The 15,970-nt window shown below is 56.6% G+C and carries 15 protein-coding genes; 5 read left to right on the top strand and 10 right to left on the bottom strand.

Translation table 11 applies throughout. The annotated features are described in order from the left end of the window. On the bottom strand, nucleotides 1-282 hold a 282-nt coding region (locus ERD80_RS15450), incomplete at its 3' end, for an isoaspartyl peptidase/L-asparaginase (protein ID WP_211145598.1). Nucleotides 283-603: 321 nt separating this feature from the next. Between ERD80_RS15450 and ERD80_RS15455 the strand changes: the two genes are divergently transcribed. The 4 genes from ERD80_RS15455 to moeB all read left to right on the top strand — a co-directional run bounded on the left by ERD80_RS15455 (nucleotide 604) and on the right by moeB (nucleotide 3,908). Further along, entirely contained in the window at nucleotides 604-1,437 is an 834-nt protein-coding gene (locus tag ERD80_RS15455) for an RNase A-like domain-containing protein (protein ID WP_136547531.1), read from the top strand. Further along, the gene (locus tag ERD80_RS15460) at nucleotides 1,437-1,742 is read left to right on the top strand and encodes a contact-dependent growth inhibition system immunity protein (protein ID WP_021508405.1); all 306 of its coding nucleotides are present in this window, start codon (nucleotides 1,437-1,439) and stop codon (nucleotides 1,740-1,742) included. The genes ERD80_RS15455 and ERD80_RS15460 overlap by 1 nt, the downstream gene beginning before the upstream one ends. Before the next feature lie 169 nt (nucleotides 1,743-1,911). Beyond that, entirely contained in the window at nucleotides 1,912-3,147 is a 1,236-nt protein-coding gene (gene moeA, locus ERD80_RS15465) for a molybdopterin molybdotransferase MoeA (protein WP_282183375.1), read from the top strand. Next, entirely contained in the window at nucleotides 3,147-3,908 is a 762-nt protein-coding gene (gene moeB, locus ERD80_RS15470) for a molybdopterin-synthase adenylyltransferase MoeB (RefSeq protein WP_058780835.1), read from the top strand. Before moeA ends, moeB begins: the two co-directional genes overlap by 1 nt. Before the next feature lie 100 nt (nucleotides 3,909-4,008). Here moeB and ERD80_RS15475 read toward each other — a convergent pair whose 3' ends face one another. The 8 genes from ERD80_RS15475 to mntR form a co-directional block, all read right to left on the bottom strand. Continuing rightward, on the bottom strand, nucleotides 4,009-5,601 hold the full coding sequence (locus ERD80_RS15475; RefSeq protein ID WP_031279866.1) for an ABC-F family ATPase: 1,593 nt from the start codon (nucleotides 5,599-5,601) through the stop codon (nucleotides 4,009-4,011). Nucleotides 5,602-5,859: 258 nt separating this feature from the next. Next, nucleotides 5,860-6,261: an H-NS family nucleoid-associated regulatory protein gene (locus ERD80_RS15480; RefSeq protein WP_021508409.1), complete on the bottom strand. Its 402-nt coding sequence runs from the start codon at nucleotides 6,259-6,261 to the stop codon at nucleotides 5,860-5,862. A gap of 429 nt (nucleotides 6,262-6,690) precedes the next feature. Continuing rightward, a complete protein-coding gene (locus ERD80_RS15485) occupies nucleotides 6,691-8,169 on the bottom strand; it encodes a sugar porter family MFS transporter (RefSeq protein WP_058757802.1) in 1,479 nt (492 codons plus the stop codon). A 243-nt stretch (nucleotides 8,170-8,412) separates the two neighbouring features. Continuing rightward, nucleotides 8,413-9,942, bottom strand: a complete 1,530-nt coding sequence (locus ERD80_RS15490) for an efflux transporter outer membrane subunit (protein ID WP_021508411.1) — start codon at nucleotides 9,940-9,942, stop codon at nucleotides 8,413-8,415. Nucleotide 9,943: 1 nt separating this feature from the next. Continuing rightward, nucleotides 9,944-11,512: a DHA2 family efflux MFS transporter permease subunit gene (locus tag ERD80_RS15495; protein ID WP_058757803.1), complete on the bottom strand. Its 1,569-nt coding sequence runs from the start codon at nucleotides 11,510-11,512 to the stop codon at nucleotides 9,944-9,946. Continuing rightward, nucleotides 11,509-12,636, bottom strand: coding sequence for an HlyD family secretion protein (locus ERD80_RS15500; protein WP_021508413.1), 1,128 nt, complete (start codon nucleotides 12,634-12,636; stop codon nucleotides 11,509-11,511). The genes ERD80_RS15495 and ERD80_RS15500 overlap by 4 nt, the downstream gene beginning before the upstream one ends. A gap of 182 nt (nucleotides 12,637-12,818) precedes the next feature. After that, entirely contained in the window at nucleotides 12,819-13,928 is a 1,110-nt protein-coding gene (locus tag ERD80_RS15505; RefSeq protein ID WP_136547535.1) for an SLC13 family permease, read from the bottom strand. A 21-nt stretch (nucleotides 13,929-13,949) separates the two neighbouring features. Then, a complete protein-coding gene (gene mntR, locus ERD80_RS15510; RefSeq protein WP_021508415.1) occupies nucleotides 13,950-14,408 on the bottom strand; it encodes a manganese-binding transcriptional regulator MntR in 459 nt (152 codons plus the stop codon). Nucleotides 14,409-14,672: 264 nt separating this feature from the next. On the opposite strand from mntR, the gene ERD80_RS15515 reads away from it, so the two are divergent. After that, nucleotides 14,673-14,867, top strand: coding sequence for a hypothetical protein (locus ERD80_RS15515; protein WP_021508417.1), 195 nt, complete (start codon nucleotides 14,673-14,675; stop codon nucleotides 14,865-14,867). A 146-nt stretch (nucleotides 14,868-15,013) separates the two neighbouring features. Here ERD80_RS15515 and ompX read toward each other — a convergent pair whose 3' ends face one another. Continuing rightward, nucleotides 15,014-15,526 (bottom strand): outer membrane protein OmpX, encoded by a 513-nt coding sequence (gene ompX, locus ERD80_RS15520; RefSeq protein ID WP_031279869.1) that lies wholly within the window; start codon nucleotides 15,524-15,526, stop codon nucleotides 15,014-15,016. Between the last annotated feature and the right edge of the window lie 444 nt (nucleotides 15,527-15,970).

Raw genomic sequence — 15,970 nt, forward strand, 5'->3', positions numbered from 1 at the left:
GATGTCCAGCGTACGGCCATCCATCAGGCTGGCATCCAGTTCATGGGTGCCCTGATGGGTGAACACGGCACCTCTGCCGGCATTGAACAGCGGGCACTCTTCCAGCAGCCGCACCGCTTCGGTCACGGCATCCAGCGCGCTACCGCCGCTAGCCAGAATCTGCTGGCCGGCGCTGACAATCGCGGCCAGCTGCTGACGATAGTGCTGCTCTTTTTCGGCGCTCATTGCCGCACGCGTAATCGCGCCGGCGCCGCCGTGAATTGCGATAACTGCTTTAGCCATAACCGTTACCCTGTCAAGGAATCAGAGCCAAAAACACTGATTTAGAATGGTTTTCATCTTTTTTTGGCAATTTTCGACTATAGAAAGCCCCTCCCTGCTTGTAAAGCAGAAAGTGTATCAGCGGTCATAACCTTTTAATGTGGATTATGCTTTTTTGTGAATTAAGGGTGAGAACGCAGCAACCTTAACATTATGACTGGCGCGCTTACGTCTGGCACCGGCAAGGCAGTGAACAACCTATTTGACCTTGCTTTCTGTATGGCTTCAGTGCCGGTTAAAAATCGGGTAAGTTAAAGGCCCATTCATGAAAAGGAATATTCAGTGGAAGATGAAAAAGGGGTAAGGATTGCAATCTCCCCGGTGCAGCTGGCAGCCGTCCTTTCAGATCGCAGCGTCAGCGAGGGTGAAACGACCAGCAACCGCATTTTTGGAGGGCTCAGGCTCGCTGGCGGGGTGATTGAGCTTTTTGGTGCTGGCGCGCTGTGCGTCGTGCCTGAGCCCACCTTGCTGACCAAAGCTGGCTGCGTCTTTGTCGGCACTCACAGTCTTGACACGCTTCAGGCCAGCCTGCGCCAGATATGGACTGGCAGACAGGTCGCTACCGACACGTTTAATTCGGCCGTGGCACTCGCAGAATCGCTCGGCGCTGACCGTCAGACCGCCATGAATGTCGGCCTGACGGTAGATATCGCCATTCCGATGGCATTTGCCTTTGCAGCCGGAGCAGAGCGCGTTATCGCGGTGCGTGCCGGGCGGGTCAAAATCGCCGAGCATGAGTCGCTCTCAGGGCGAGCACCCGGTGGGCACACGATTGAGCGACATATCGGCAAAACGCCGGATGAGCTGCGGGTGAGGCTTCGTAACCGGCCTCGTCTCGATGAAGCCAGTAGCTTTAAGTCTCTGAGCGAGGCGGAAGCACTGATCAGTAAGGTGCTGGCAGATAATAAGCATCAAATTCAGATGTGGGTGAAAAATATCCCTCCAGGCTTACAAGCCCGTATGCGCCTGAGTCGGCGTTTTTCACATCCGGTTGGTATAGTCGTGAGTAAAGGGCGTGAAGAAGTTGAGACCTGCTACGCCGTTCGCGTCATACTGGATTTTAAGCCCTACAACGGCAAACCTTACTTTATCATTACCGCTTTCCCGGAGTTATGATGGACCGTATCAGTATCAGTGAACTGGATAATTTTATTGGCATCTGGTTTGGGCAGGATTATGACCTGTTTGAACCGGGTGATGAGATCGAGCCCAAAATCGAGGCGTATATCAGAGAAGCGCATAAAGGAAACCTGCACGCCATGCTGGCAGACATCGAGCTGTTTCTGGCAGAGTGCGATGATGTCGAATCTGATTTCCGTGACCGCTATAAAAGAGAGTTTGTTCCGGCCAACTGGGATACCACTGCGGGCGCGTTTCTGTCACTGGTGCATAAGAAAGTATCTGCCGCACTCACATCATAACGTCAGCACGGTTGTTAACATGATACTCACTTTCAGTCTGAACAAAGCATGTTCGCCGGCGGATTCGTCACCGCGCACTAATTTCCATTCCCTTTGATCTCGCATGTGACTCAGCCGACAACAGCCACCATAATAAGCAGCATTCGCCTTTAACCCGACAGAGATGGACATGGAACCTTTTACCGCCGGACTGATTTCCCTTGAAGACGCACAGCAGAAAATGCTGCAGCAGCTGCAACCGATTAGCGATTGCCTGAGTGTCGCGCTGGCCGATGCCGCCGGGCGCATTACCGCGAAGCCGGTGATTTCGCCGCTGGACGTGCCGCCGTTCGATAACTCCGCGATGGACGGCTACGCGCTGCGCCTGAGCGACCTGTCCGCTGACCGCGTGCTGCCGGTAGCGGGCAAAGCGTTTGCCGGCGCCTCGTTTAATGGCGAGTGGCCAGCCGGCAGCGTGATTCGCATTATGACCGGCGCACCAGTCCCCGCCGGCTGCGACGCCGTGGTAATGCAGGAGCAAACCGAATCGCATGACGGCGGCATTGTCATCACCGCGCCAGTGCGTGCCGGGCAAAATATTCGCCGCATCGGGGAAGATATTCAGGCCGGTAAGCAGGTACTGGATGCCGGCGTGCGGCTCGGTGCCGCGGAGCTGCCGCTGCTGGCGTCGCTGGGTATTGCGGAGGTCAGCGTGCTGCGTAAGCTGCGCGTGGCCATTTTCTCCACCGGTGACGAACTGCAGGCGGTGGGCCAGCCGCTGGCCGAGGGCCAGATTTATGACACCAACCGCTTCACCGTGGCGCTGATGCTGCGCAAACTCGGCTGCGAGGTGATCGACCTTGGCGTGATCGCTGATGATCCCGCGAAGCTGCGCCAGGCCTTCAGCGAAGCCGATCGCCAGGCCGATGTGGTGATCAGCACCGGCGGCGTGTCAGTGGGCGAGGCGGATTTCACCAAAGCGATGCTCGAAGAGCTGGGCGCGATTACCTTCTGGAAGCTGGCAATCAAGCCCGGCAAGCCGTTTGCCTTTGGCCGTCTGGCCAACAGCTGGTTCTGCGGGTTGCCGGGCAATCCGGTGTCGGCGGCCGTGACCTTCTATCAGCTGGTGCAGCCGCTGCTGGCCACGCTGACCGGCCAGACCACGCGCATCATGCCGCTGCGCCAGCGCGCGCGCGCAACGCAGCGTCTGAAGAAAGCGCCGGGCCGACTCGATTTTCAGCGCGGCATCCTCAGTCGCGGCGATGATGGCGTACTGGAAGTGCGCAGCACCGGTGCGCAGGGCTCGCACGTGTTCAGTTCCTTTGCGCTGGCCGACTGCTTTATTGTGCTGGAGCGCGATCGCGGTGACGTTGAGCCGGGCGAATGGGTTGATGTCGAGGCCTTCAACAGCCTGCTGGAGGGCTAATGCACACAGAGCTGAGCGATGAAGAGATGCTGCGCTACAACCGGCAGATTGTGCTGCGCGGCTTCGATTTCGACGGCCAGGAACGGCTGAAAGCCTCACGGGTACTTATCGTTGGCCTGGGCGGACTGGGCTGTGCTGCCGCGCCCTATCTTGCCGCCGCCGGCGTCGGTCATCTGACGCTGCTGGATTTTGATCGCGTCAGCCTGAGTAATCTGCAGCGCCAGATTCTGCACAGCGATGAGCGCATCGGCATGGCAAAAGTCGCCTCGGCCCGTCAGCAGCTGGCGGCGCTCAATCCGCACTGCACGCTGGAGCCGATCGATGCGCAGCTGGATGAAGCCGCGCTCGGCGAACTGATTGCGCGTCACGATGCGGTGCTGGACTGCAGCGACAATGTTACCACGCGCGAACAGGTGAACCGTGGATGTTTTCAGCATCGGGTGCCGCTGATCTCCGGCGCAGCCATCCGCATGGAAGGCCAGCTCAGCGTATTCACCTGGCAGCCCGGCGAGCCCTGCTACCGCTGCATCAGCCGCCTGTTCGGCGAGCAGACGCTGAGCTGTGTCGAAGCCGGCGTGATGGCTCCGCTGGTCGGCGTGGTAGGTGCGATGCAGGCGATGGAAACGCTAAAGGTGCTAAGCGCCTTTGGCCAGCCGGCCAGCGCGCGACTGCTGATGTACGATGCGATGAGCGCCGAGTTTCGCAGCCTGAAAGTGGCGCAGGATGCGCAATGTGAAGTGTGTGGCCAGCGTGAGGGATAACGCCGGGGCGTGACATAAGCGTCAGGTATTGCTGAGCGGCGCAATTTATCAGGCGATAAATTGCGCCGCTGATGATGGCGGCTGCTAAACGGCTACGCCGTTATACGATGCCCTGGCTGCGCAGGTAATCTTCGTAGTTGCCGGTGAAGTCAACGATGCGATCGCCTTTCATCTCGATGACGCGCGTCGCCAGCGAGCTGACGAACTCACGGTCGTGCGAGACGAAAATCAGCGTGCCTTCGTACATCTCCAGCGCCATGTTCAGTGACTCGATCGACTCCATATCCAGGTGGTTAGTCGGTTCGTCCATCACCAGGATGTTTGGCTTCTGCATCATCAGCTTGCCAAACAGCATGCGGCCCTTCTCACCACCGGACAGCACTTTCGCTGGCTTCTTGATGTCGTCATGGCTGAACAGCAGACGACCAAGAATACTGCGCACCGCCTGCTCGTCGTCGCCTTCCTGCTTCCACTGGCTCATCCAGTCGAACACGCTCAGGTCGTCAGCAAAATCTTCGGCGTGATCCTGCGCGTAGTAACCAATGCGCGCATTCTCCGACCATTTCACCGTGCCGCTATCCGGCTGCAGTTCGCCGACCAGCGTTTTCAGCAGCGTGGATTTACCAATACCGTTGGCGCCGAGGATAGCCAGTTTCTCACCCACTTCCAGCAGCAGGTTAAGATTTTTAAACAGCGGACCGTTATCAAATCCTTTGGTCAGTGCTTCCACTTCCAGCGCATTACGGAACAGCTTTTTATCCTGCTCGAAACGAATATACGGGTTCTGACGGCTGGAGGCTTTTACCTCATCCAGTTTGATTTTATCAATCTGCTTCGCGCGCGAGGTGGCCTGACGCGATTTTGAGGCGTTGGCGCTAAAGCGACTAACGAAGGATTGCAGATCGGCAATTTGCGCTTTCTTCTTGGCGTTATCCGCTAATAAACGCTCGCGCGCCTGGGTCGCCGCCGTCATATATTCGTCATAATTGCCGGGATAAACGCGCAGCTCACCGTAATCCAGATCCGCCATGTGCGTACACACCATATTCAGGAAGTGACGGTCATGCGAAATGATGATCATGGTACTGTCGCGTTCGTTAAGCACCTGCTCCAGCCAGCGAATGGTGTCAATATCCAGGTTGTTGGTCGGTTCGTCGAGTAACAAAATATCCGGGTTAGCAAATAATGCCTGCGCCAGCAGCACACGCAATTTCCAGCCTGGGGCAATTTCACTCATCGGACCGTAATGCTGCTCCACCGGAATGCCCACGCCGAGTAATAATTCTCCGGCGCGTGATTCGGCACTGTAACCGTCCATTTCACCGTAGGCGACCTCAAGGTCGGCGACTTTATAGCCTTCCTCTTCGCTCATTTCCGGCAAGGCATATATGCGATCGCGCTCCTGCTTCACCGCCCACAATTCCTGGTGCCCCATAATCACGGTATCCAGCACGCTATATTGCTCGAAAGCAAACTGATCCTGGCGAAGCTTACCGATGCGCTCATTAGGGTCGAGGGAAACATTTCCGTTAGTCGGAACCAGGTCGCCGCCCAGTATTTTCATGAAGGTCGATTTACCGCTGCCGTTCGCACCGATTAAACCGTAACGATTACCGCCGCCAAATTTAACGGAGATATTCTCAAACAGTGGCTTACTGCCGAACTGCATAGTGATATTGCTGGAAACTAACACGGCATTGACCTTTGTTACGCAGTGGAGGAAAAAACAGCGGGCATTATGCCAGAAGCGGCCTGGATGAGCCACCTCTGCACCCGGATACGCAGAGGCAAGGCGGAGAACACCTTGTTGCCAGAGGTAAAATAATTGCGACCGTGCCGGACAGGTTATCCACGGCGCGGGAAGTGAACCGCCGCCCGTGCCCGGAGCGAGGCCAATAAAAAAGCCGGAGACGCTGACGCCTCCGGCTCCCGCTTACAAGGATTGTGCAGATTATTTGATCAGGAAGCTGTCGAGGCTTTTACCTGCATCCAGCGCTTTTTTAATCGCAGCTGGGGTACGGCCCTGACCGGTCCATGATTTCTCTTCACCGTTTTCGTCGGTGTAAGAATATTTCGCCGGACGCGGCGCACGCTTGGCGCGTTTTTTACCGGTTTCCAGTGCACCCAGTAATTCGTTCGGGTCGATACCGTCTGCCAGCAGCATTTCACGGTATTTAGACAGCTTCTCTTCTTTTTCGCGGTTCTGCGCTTCTTCCGCTTCAACTTCGTCGCGGCGCTCAGTCACCACGACGGTTAATTTTTCCAGAATTTCTTCCAGATCGCTCAGTGGCAGTTCACGAGCCTGTGCACGTAATGTGCGAATGTTGTTCAGAACTTTAAATGCGTCACTCATCACAATGTCCTTGCTTAAGGGGGTTAAATAAACTGTAGTGGCAAGATTACCCAATTCAAATAAAAAAATAAATTAATTTTGCAGACCGGATTAATCCGAATGGATTAGCATATTCCTGGCAGGCGCGTTTAAACCCAATGTGCGGCGTGAATTAACGGTGAATTAACATCAGCGGTTCAGTACCATCGGCTGGAACTGGAATCGATTTCATTGCTTATTCACGCGTAGGAAACAAGCGTTTAGCGCTTATTGTGCGCTGAGGCAGTAGTCAGCATAAAGGTAAAAAAACATTAATAGTGTAAGTAAAATCCCTTTTTAACGCGGATGGCATTGGCGTCACAGATGCGAGCAATATCTCATTTTGCCATTAAATAAATAAAAAAAGGCCGGTTGTTAACCGGCCATCATGCAAAAATCGTATGTCTGTGGTTATCCGCTTTTCTTCACTGCCGGTCGCAATAGCTGGGGCGCCGGCGCATCAGACAGCCGGTCGTGCAAATAATGTTCAATCTGCTCCAGCGAACGATGGCGTGTTTCCGGTACCCAGCGAATAACAAAAATCGCGCCGCCTATGCCAATCAGCGCGAAAATAAAGAACGCGCCGGATAAGCCAACCGACGCCAGCAGAACCGGGAACAGCAGAGAAATAAGAAAATTGGCGATCCACAACGCAAATACCGCGCCGCCCATAAAAATACCGCGTAACCGTGTGGGGAAAATTTCTGACAGCAGCAGCCAGGTGACCGGCGATAACGCGCCCTGCTGGAAACTCAGAAACATCAGCATACCCAGCAGCACCATATAACTGCGCAAGATATCCGGCTGACCGTTAACTGTTTCCGGCATCAGGTAACTGACGGTGCCAATAAACACCAGACAGGCGGTACAACCAAACTGACCTATCATCGTCATGGTGCGGCGACCGATGCGCCCCAGCAGCCAGATCCCCACAAAGGTCATTAATACCGATACCGCGCCATTGGCAATGGTGGCAAACAGCGCAGCGTCATTGCTCATCCCCACCGCTTTCAGCATGGTCGGCGCGTAGTACATGATAGTATTCACGCCGGTCAGTTGCTGGATGGCGGCAATACCGATACCGATCAGGAACAGTTTGATCAGCCATGGCTGGCGCAGTTCCCGCAGACGCGGACGCTGCTGTTGCTCGTCCGATAGCGTCTCTTCGATCTCCATCATCTCCCACTCAACGTCTTCGCGCGCGCGGGTGCGTTCCAGAACCTTGCGCGCCTCAGCGAGACGGCCTTTCATGGCATACCAGCGCGGCGTGTCCGGCATAAACATCATCCCGAACCACAGCAGCACCGCCGGTAGCGTGGCGACCGCCAGCATCCAGCGCCAGGTCGTGTCGCCCCCCCAGGCCGCGTTGAAGCCGGCGTTCGACATATAGGCCAGCATCTGGCCGGAAACGATCATCAGCTCCTGCATGGTCACCAGCTGACCCCGTTTGTTGGCCGGTGCCATTTCGGCGATATACACCGGTACGGTGGCGGACGCACCACCCACGGCCACGCCAAGGACCAGGCGGAAGAAAATCATCCAGCTGACATCGGGTGCCAGTGCTGTACCCAGCGCGCCGAGTGCAAAAATAATCGCCAGTACCAGAATAATTTTTCTCCGCCCGACCGCGGCGGCAAAGTGACCGGAAGCCAGTGCGCCAAACGCCGCGCCAAACAGCAGACTGCTGGTCACCAGCCCGGTGGTAAATGGGGTGAGATGCAGATCGTCGCCCATGAATAACAGTGCGCCGGAGATCACGCCGGTGTCGTAGCCAAACAGCAAACCACCGAGGGTGGCAATCAGCGCAATGACTTTCACAAAAGGCTCGGTGCGCGTGCTGCTGTTTGGCCCTGATGCCGGATTAGGCGTCATCCAGGTTTCGCGGGACATAACCAACTCCTTTCCTGAGATAAGAAGCCTTAAAATAGATTATTTCCACCACAATGAATAAATATGAAATTTAAATTTTGCGCCACGGGTCATTCTCTTTGCCTTTAATTGAGATAACGATCACACAACCTGATTCAGGGCGCAGAGAAGGCAGTGCAAATTTTGCACAACAAACAGAAGGGAGAATATTTATTTCACGGAAGGCGCTGACCGCACGCCGTGGATGCGGTCAGCGATGTCAGATTAATTGACTGCGGTGGCCGGACCAAAAACGTCATAGTCCGGCAGCGTCACCTGCTGATACGGCTCCCAGCCGCCACCCAGCGCTTTATACAGCGCTACCAGGTCCAGCGCGCTTTGCATGCGCGCCTGGGTGGATTGCGCCTGCGACTGTGCCAGCTGACGCTGAGCATCCAGCACCTCAAGGAAGGTAGAGATGCCCTGTTTGTAACTGTCACTGGCGAGGTCAAAGGCGCGCTGCAGTGCGCCAGTGGTCTCATCCAGCGCAGTAACCTGTTGCTGATCGGCGCGGTAGCTGACCAGCGCATTTTCCACATCCTGCAGCGCCGTCAATACCGTCTGGCGATAATCGAGCGCCGCGCTCGCCTGCTGCGCGCGCGCCAGTTTCACGCTGGAAACCAGACGTCCGCCCTGAAAAATCGGGATCGACAGCGCCGGGCCGACGCTGAAGAAGTGGCTGCTCCAGTCGTCAAGGTAGCTGGCATCGGTGTTACGCACGCCCAGCTGCCCGGTGAGCGACAGGCTGGGGAACAGGTTCGCGACTGATACGCCGATATTGGCGGTCTGCGCATGCAGATTCGCTTCAGCCTGGCGGATATCCGGACGACGACGCGCCAGCGTCGAGGGAATGCCCACCGCCACCAGCTTCGGCAACGCCGGCAGCGCTTTGCTGCTCATCAGTTCGTTATCCAGCGCGCCCGGCGTTTTGCCCAGCAGCACTGCCAGCCCGTTCATCGCCTGACGTTCCTGGGCCTGATACTGTGGCAGCTGCGCGTTAAGGGAGGCCAGCTGCGCACGGGCATTCTCAACGTCGGTGAGCGGCGCCAGACCGTTACGCTGCTGGCTCTGCGTCAGCTCCCAGGTTTGCTGCGCCACGTTGATTTGCTGTTGCAGCGTCGCCAGCACCGCCTGCGCGCCGCGCAGCTGCAGATACGCGCGCGCGACCTCGGCTTCCAGCGACACCAGCGCATCGTTACGCTGCTCAATCGCCGCCTGCTGCTGCGCGTCCGCCATCTCCATCTGGCGTCTTACCTTGCCCCATAAATCCAGTTCCCAGCTGGCGTCAAAGCTGCCCTGATACAGCGTGACCGAATGGGTCAGACCGTTGAGCTGATCTGCCACGTCATCATCCACCTGATCGTACACCCCGTTGGATTTCAGCATGCCTTTCAGGCCGAGCTGCTGACGCGTCACTTTGGCGGAGCCGTTAAGCGACGGGAACAGCCCGCCACGTGCCTGCGCCAGCTGTTCGCGCGCACCGGCGATGCGAAGCACCGATTGTTGCAGCGTCAGGTTGCCGGCGATGGCGCGCTCAATCAGGCTATCGAGCTGCGGGTCGTTAAAGCTTTTCCACCATGAAGGATTGGTCGCGGACGCCAGCGGTTTTGAAGCTTCCTGAGAGGGCAAATCACGGTAGCTACCGGGCGTGTGCGCCTGCGGCGGCTGATAATCGGGCCCGACGGCACAACCCGCCAGCAGCATGGACAGCGCCAGCAGCGTCAGCGACGGCGTAACGCGCGAAGAGGTGATCATGTTAATGTGCTCCTGCACTGCCTTCGCTCTTGATCGGCGAAAGCAACCAACAAAAAGGAATCAATAGCACGGCGACAATGCTCAGGCCCATGAACACGTCGATGTAAGCCAGAATACGCGCCTGGGCAATCATCTCCTGATAGAGCTGACCGCTGGCCAGCGTCAGCGGATCGCCCACCGCACTGGTAAAGTCACGAATCGCCTGCGCCCAGTGCTGCAGCGTGAGGTTGAACTGCTCATTGAGCGGCGACATGTTGTGCACCATGTGGGCCGATCGCACCTGTTCACGTTCGGTGATGCCAGCAGTGGCCAGCGAGATGCCGATCGAACCGGCCACGTTACGGAACATGGTGAACAGCGCGGAGGCATCCGCATTCAGGCGCTGCGGCACGGTGATAAAGGCAATGGTGGTGAGCGGCACAAACAGGAAGCCGAGGCCAATCGACTGCGCGCTGCGCATCAGCACCAGCGTGGTGAAATCCACGTTGGGCGTCAGGGTGCTGGAATAGAAGAAGGCCAGCGCCAGACAGGTAAAGCCAAAGGCGATGATGTAGCGCGTCTGCACAATCGGCATCAGCTTCAGCACCAGCGGGATGGTGAGCACGATCAGGACCGCGCCGGGCGACAGCACCAGCCCGGACCAGGTGGCGGTATAACCGAGATCCTGCTGCGCCAGCTGCGGTAACACCACCGAGCTGCCATAAAGAATCATCGCCATGCCCGCCATCAGCAGACCGGCCACCCAGAAGTTGCGATCCTTCATCACCGTGATATCCACCACCGGCTTGCGCGCATACAGCAGCCAGTAAACCGCACCGACGATGCCGACGGCCGCCAGCATGGCAAACAGGCGAATGAAGTGTGAAGCGAACCAGTCTTCATCTTCACCGCGATCAAGGAACACCTGCAAACAGCCGAGACCCAGGGTAATCAGGCTGATACCGATATAGTCGATTTTCAGCCGGCCCTTCGCCCACTTGCGCTCCCACGGCGGATCTTCCAGCAGCTGATAGATCGCCAGCACCGTGAGAATCCCCACCGGAATATTGATAAAGAACACCCAGCGCCAGCTGTAGTTATCGGTGATCCAGCCACCGAGCGTCGGGCCAATGACCGGCGCGACAATAATGGCAATCGATGACAGGCCAAAAGCCTTGCCGCGGTCTTCCGGCTTGAAGTAATCCAGCAGCACCGACTGCTGCACCGGTTGCAGCCCGCCGCCGAAGAAGCCCTGCAGTACGCGGAAAAGAATGATTTGCCACAGCTCGGTGGCAATGCCGCACAGGAAGGAGCAGATGGTAAACATCACGATGCAGATCAGGAAGAACTGCTTGCGCCCAAACAGGCGGCTGAAAAAGGCCGAGATCGGCAACACAATGCCGTTGGCAACCAGATAGGAGGTCAGTACCCAGGTGGATTCATCGTAGCTGGATGACAGCGACCCGGCGATGTGCGGCAGCGCGACGTTAACGATGGTGGTATCCAGAATTTCCATGAACACCGCCAGCGTTACCGTGATGGCAACCAGCCAGGGATTGCTGGCCGGACGCCAGCTTTCGCTCGCACTCATTCCACCGTCACCTTCGGTTCAACCGACAGGCCAAGCGGCAGCGGATGATTCGGGTCGAGCCCTTTATCAATCACAATTTTCACCGGCACGCGTTGCACAATCTTCACGTAGTTACCGGTGGCGTTCTCGGCCGGGAAGGTAGAGAAGCGCGAGCCGGAGCCCATCTGCACGCTATCGACGTGCCCTTCCAGCTTCATGTCCGGCCAGGCATCAACGCCAATCTCCACTTTATCGCCCGGATTCATGCGTGCCAGCTGCGACTCTTTGAAGTTGGCGGTGATCCAGATATCCGGCGATACCAGCGAAAACAGCGCGCTGCCGGCCTGTACCAGCGTACCGGGCTGCACGTTGCGTTTGGTGACGAAACCGTCATACGGCGCGCGTACTTCGGTGTATGAGAGGTTAAGCTCGGCAGTGTTGAGCTGAGCCCGGGCTTGCTCGACCTGCTGCTGCCGCGCTTCAACATTGGTTTCCTGCTGGCGAATCTGCAACTGCACCTGCGAGGCCACTTCGACCTGCGCTTTGGCGCTCTGCAGCTGCGCTTCAGCCGAGCGTAACTGCGCGGCGGCGGTATCGATATTGCGCTGCGAGGTTGCGCGCGGGTCAACCCCGCGCTGACGACGGTAATCCGCCTGCGCATTGAGTAAATTGGCCTGCGCCCGCGCCTGGTCGGCCAGCGCCTGATCGCGCTGCGCCGGATATTGCACCCGTGCCAGCGCCAGCTGCGCCTGCGCCTGATGCAGCTGCGCCTGTGCCAGACCAAGCTGTGCTTTGGCCTGATCGCGCTGTGCGGCGTTATCACGCGGGTCGATCAGCACCAGCAGATCGCCCTTCTTCACGCGCTGGTTATCTTTTACCAGCAGCTGCACCACGTAGCCCGACGCTTTGGGCGCGATGGTCACGGCATCGCCTTCGGTGAACGCATCGTCGGTGGTTTCAATGTTGCGCGTGCTAAACCAGAACCAGAATCCCACCAGCAGCATAATCACCACCACAATCGCCAGAATGATCAGCGGCTTTTTGCCGGGGCGTTTACGGGGTGATTGCTCGTTATCCTGACTGGAATCTGACGTGTTGTTGTCTTTTTGCTCATCGGCGGATGGCGGATTGTGGTTTTCACTCATAATTTGTCATCACTGGCTGGTAATCCCGATCCCCGGGCGAAACGGTCAACTTAACCTTAGATGGGAAATTGACAAATGCCAGTGTAACTTTACATAAGCTAACATCCGACGCATTTTCTGCCACATCACTTAACGCGCTGATAAATCAGCGCGTCTTGCAAAGGCGGACAGGTTGGTCAGGGTTAACGCAGCAGCTGTAACAACAGCCAGCCGCACAGCATCGACCAGGCAAGCATCGGCAGGGAAAACAGATGGAAACGCCACCACACTTTGGCGTCCTGTGCCATGCGCAGCGCAATCAGGTTGGCCAGCGATCCCGGCAGCAGGCCAAAGCCGCCGATATTCACCGCCCAGGCCAGCACTTCGGAAGGCGGGACTTTTTGTAACAGCAGAATAGTGGCCGGCACGTTGCTGATCACCTGTGACAGGCCAATCGCCAGCAGATAGATACCCCCCTCGCCCAGCTGACCGATGGCGGCAAAATGCGGCTGCAGAACTGGCAGGTGCATCAGTAAAAAGACATCAATGAACATCGCCACGAACACCAGCAGCAGGCTCCAGTCGATGGTCGCCAGCACCTGTCGCGCCATCAGCAGAAAACAGCCCGCCACCAGCAGCAGCGCCCAGCCGGTGAGTTTCAGCTCCAGCGCGACGATAAATACCACGTACAGCAGGACGCTGACGATAAACAGCGGTTTCTGCCACTGCTGGTTGCCCGGAGCATCATGCTTCTCAATGCTGCGCGCCGGGAAGCTAAACCACGTCAACACCACCAGCGTCAGCATCAGCATCGCCGCCAGCGGCGCCATCTGACCGATAAAACCGGCCACGCTGAGCGTGCCGTGGCTCCACAGCAGGATGTTTTGCGGGTTGCCGACCGGCGTCAGCAACGAGCCGGCGTTGACCGCCAGCGCTTCAAAGATGATCAGCCGGGAGATGGGCAGGCGCGAGAACTTGCGCAGCGTCAGCGTAAGCGGCACCAGGATAAACAGCGCCACATCATTGGTCAGGAAGGTCGAGAGCAGCGCCGCCGCACACACCATAAACAGCGCCAGCGTGCGTTCGTGCTGGAAGCCCTGCGCCAGCCGCGCACCGAGCACATCAAAATAGCCGCTGTTTTCCAGCCCTTTTGTCAGCATCAGCAAACCGGTGAGCGTCATGATGGTGTGCCAGTCAACGGCGGCGGGCAGCTGCGGCCAGCGGAAATCCGCCAGCGGCAACAAAATCACGCCCAACAGCAACAGTAAATGCAACACGCGGTCACGCATTAAGGAACGAAGCACGATGGGCATGATGGCAGAAGGCCTTGTAGGTTAGCGATTCTCGTAAAATTTCTGGAACACGGCGAGGGTTTCATCACTGACGTGATGCTCGAGCCCTTCGGAATCCCGGCGGGCGGTTTCCGGGCTGACGCCCAGCGCCAGCAGAAAGGTTTCAACGATATGATGGCGCACGCGGCTGGCTTCAGCCAGCTTCTCGCCTTCCGGAGTGAGGAACACGCCGCGATACGGCACCTGCTCAACCAGACCGGTGGTACTGAGACGCTTCAGCATTTTGGCCACGGTCGGCTGCGAAACGCCCAGGCGTGCCGCCATGTCGACCTGGCGCGCCTCGCCAAATTCACGAATTAAATCAGAGATTAACTCAACGTAATCATCAATCAGCTCACGGCGATGCGCTTCGCGTACCTGGCGAAATCCTTCGACATGCTCCTCAATATCTTTCAGCGGCCCCTGGGGCATGTGGGTGGCGCTTTTCGCACGACGACTCATTCAGCTTCCTCTTTATTATCTGCCGCACTTTACCTGCGGTGCGGGCTGGCTGCGCTCATTGTAAACCAGGCACAAATAAGCACAAATTTTTCCTGAATAGTGTTGGCTAAAGAGTATAGCCAGTGCTATCTTTGTACATGTTGTAAGCGAATAGCCTACAAAGGAGGCAACGATGAACGAACCCTGGCTGTTGCTGCTCCTTTTCCTGCTGTTTATTGCAGGGCTGTGCTTACTGTTGGGTTACCCGTTTTCCAGGAGGTAAAGATGAGCACGATGAAAAGCTGCCTTGACTGCGGCAAATGCTTCCAGACCGTACAAAGCAAACCGGCTTTTGAGCTGAAGTCGCTGTTGTGTCTGTTTAGCCGCTCGCCTTTTGCCCTGCGCCTGATGCTGCTTGAGAAACTGACCGGCAAAAAAATCGCCGCGCAGCCCTGCCCGAATCTGATCTGGCGCGGCTGAGTTTCCTCAGGGCTTCACAGTCTGACCCGCTGCCTGCAGCGGGTTTTATTTTGCCTGCGAAAAACGCCCTTCACGGCAGCGTTTGCAGGCATAAAAAAACGGCCCGTAAAGGGCCGTTTCTGTGCAACTCTGGTCTAAGCAAAAACTTAGAAGCTGTAACCTACGCCAGCAATCCAGGTGCCCACGTCGACGTTACGGATGCGGCTCTGCTCGTAGCCCACGTCCAGAGCAACGTTCTGGATTGGGTTGAACTGCATACCTGCGCCGTAAGAGAAGCCTACGTCGCTGCTGTCGGTTTTAGACTGACCGGCAGTCTGGTTCTGCTGGTATTTGCCGTAGCCGATACCTACTACGCCGTAGATGCTGGCCCAGTCGTTCAGACGGTAAGCCGGACCACCGGTGATGCCGTAGTACTGACCTTTGTTGTACACGCCATCTTCAGTGCGATCTTTTTCGGTGTAGGTGAAAGAACCGATCCAACCCAGTGGGTTAGAACCGTCTTCGTAGCGGTATTTCAGGTTGAAGCCGTTAGCTTTGTTAGCAACGCCCTGATAGTCGCTCTGCGCGTAGCCGGCAGAAACGGTGCTCTGTGCCATGGCGGAACCAGCGGAAACTGCCAGTACACAAGCCAGTGCTGAAAGACATGCAATTTTTTTCATAACCACCTCAAATGTGAATATACTTCTCTCCTGACAACGCTAAAAATATAACAAAACTTAGCAAGAAACTCTGCCCGCATTTTGTTGTCTAACAGATTGTTTGGTGTAACAGAAAGTTAATGAACTTTCGTATGTCATTCATTTTTCTTATAAAAAGCATCATCTTTCTGCAATAATCCTGCGCACAGAAAATTATCGGTTTAAGTAAATTCCTAAACTAACCTGACATTTCTTTACGGAAATGGCCCTGAAAATGGTGTTTTTTCAGCCAGCCGCTAGTGCATTTTTCCCGTCGTCGCGCTTTATTCGCCGGAAATTTCGCCCGAAAAGCGGTGTGAATGAGTCGTCACTGACGCCAGATGATGCGAGGCGGTCGCGCCCGATGATAAAGCGGCGACAGAAACCCCGCATCATTGCCTCAGCCGCCTCCTTATTTCCCACCGA

Origin of the sequence: Pantoea sp. R102 (genome assembly GCF_004916815.1) — a bacterium.
GTDB lineage: Bacteria > Pseudomonadota > Gammaproteobacteria > Enterobacterales > Enterobacteriaceae > Pantoea > Pantoea dispersa.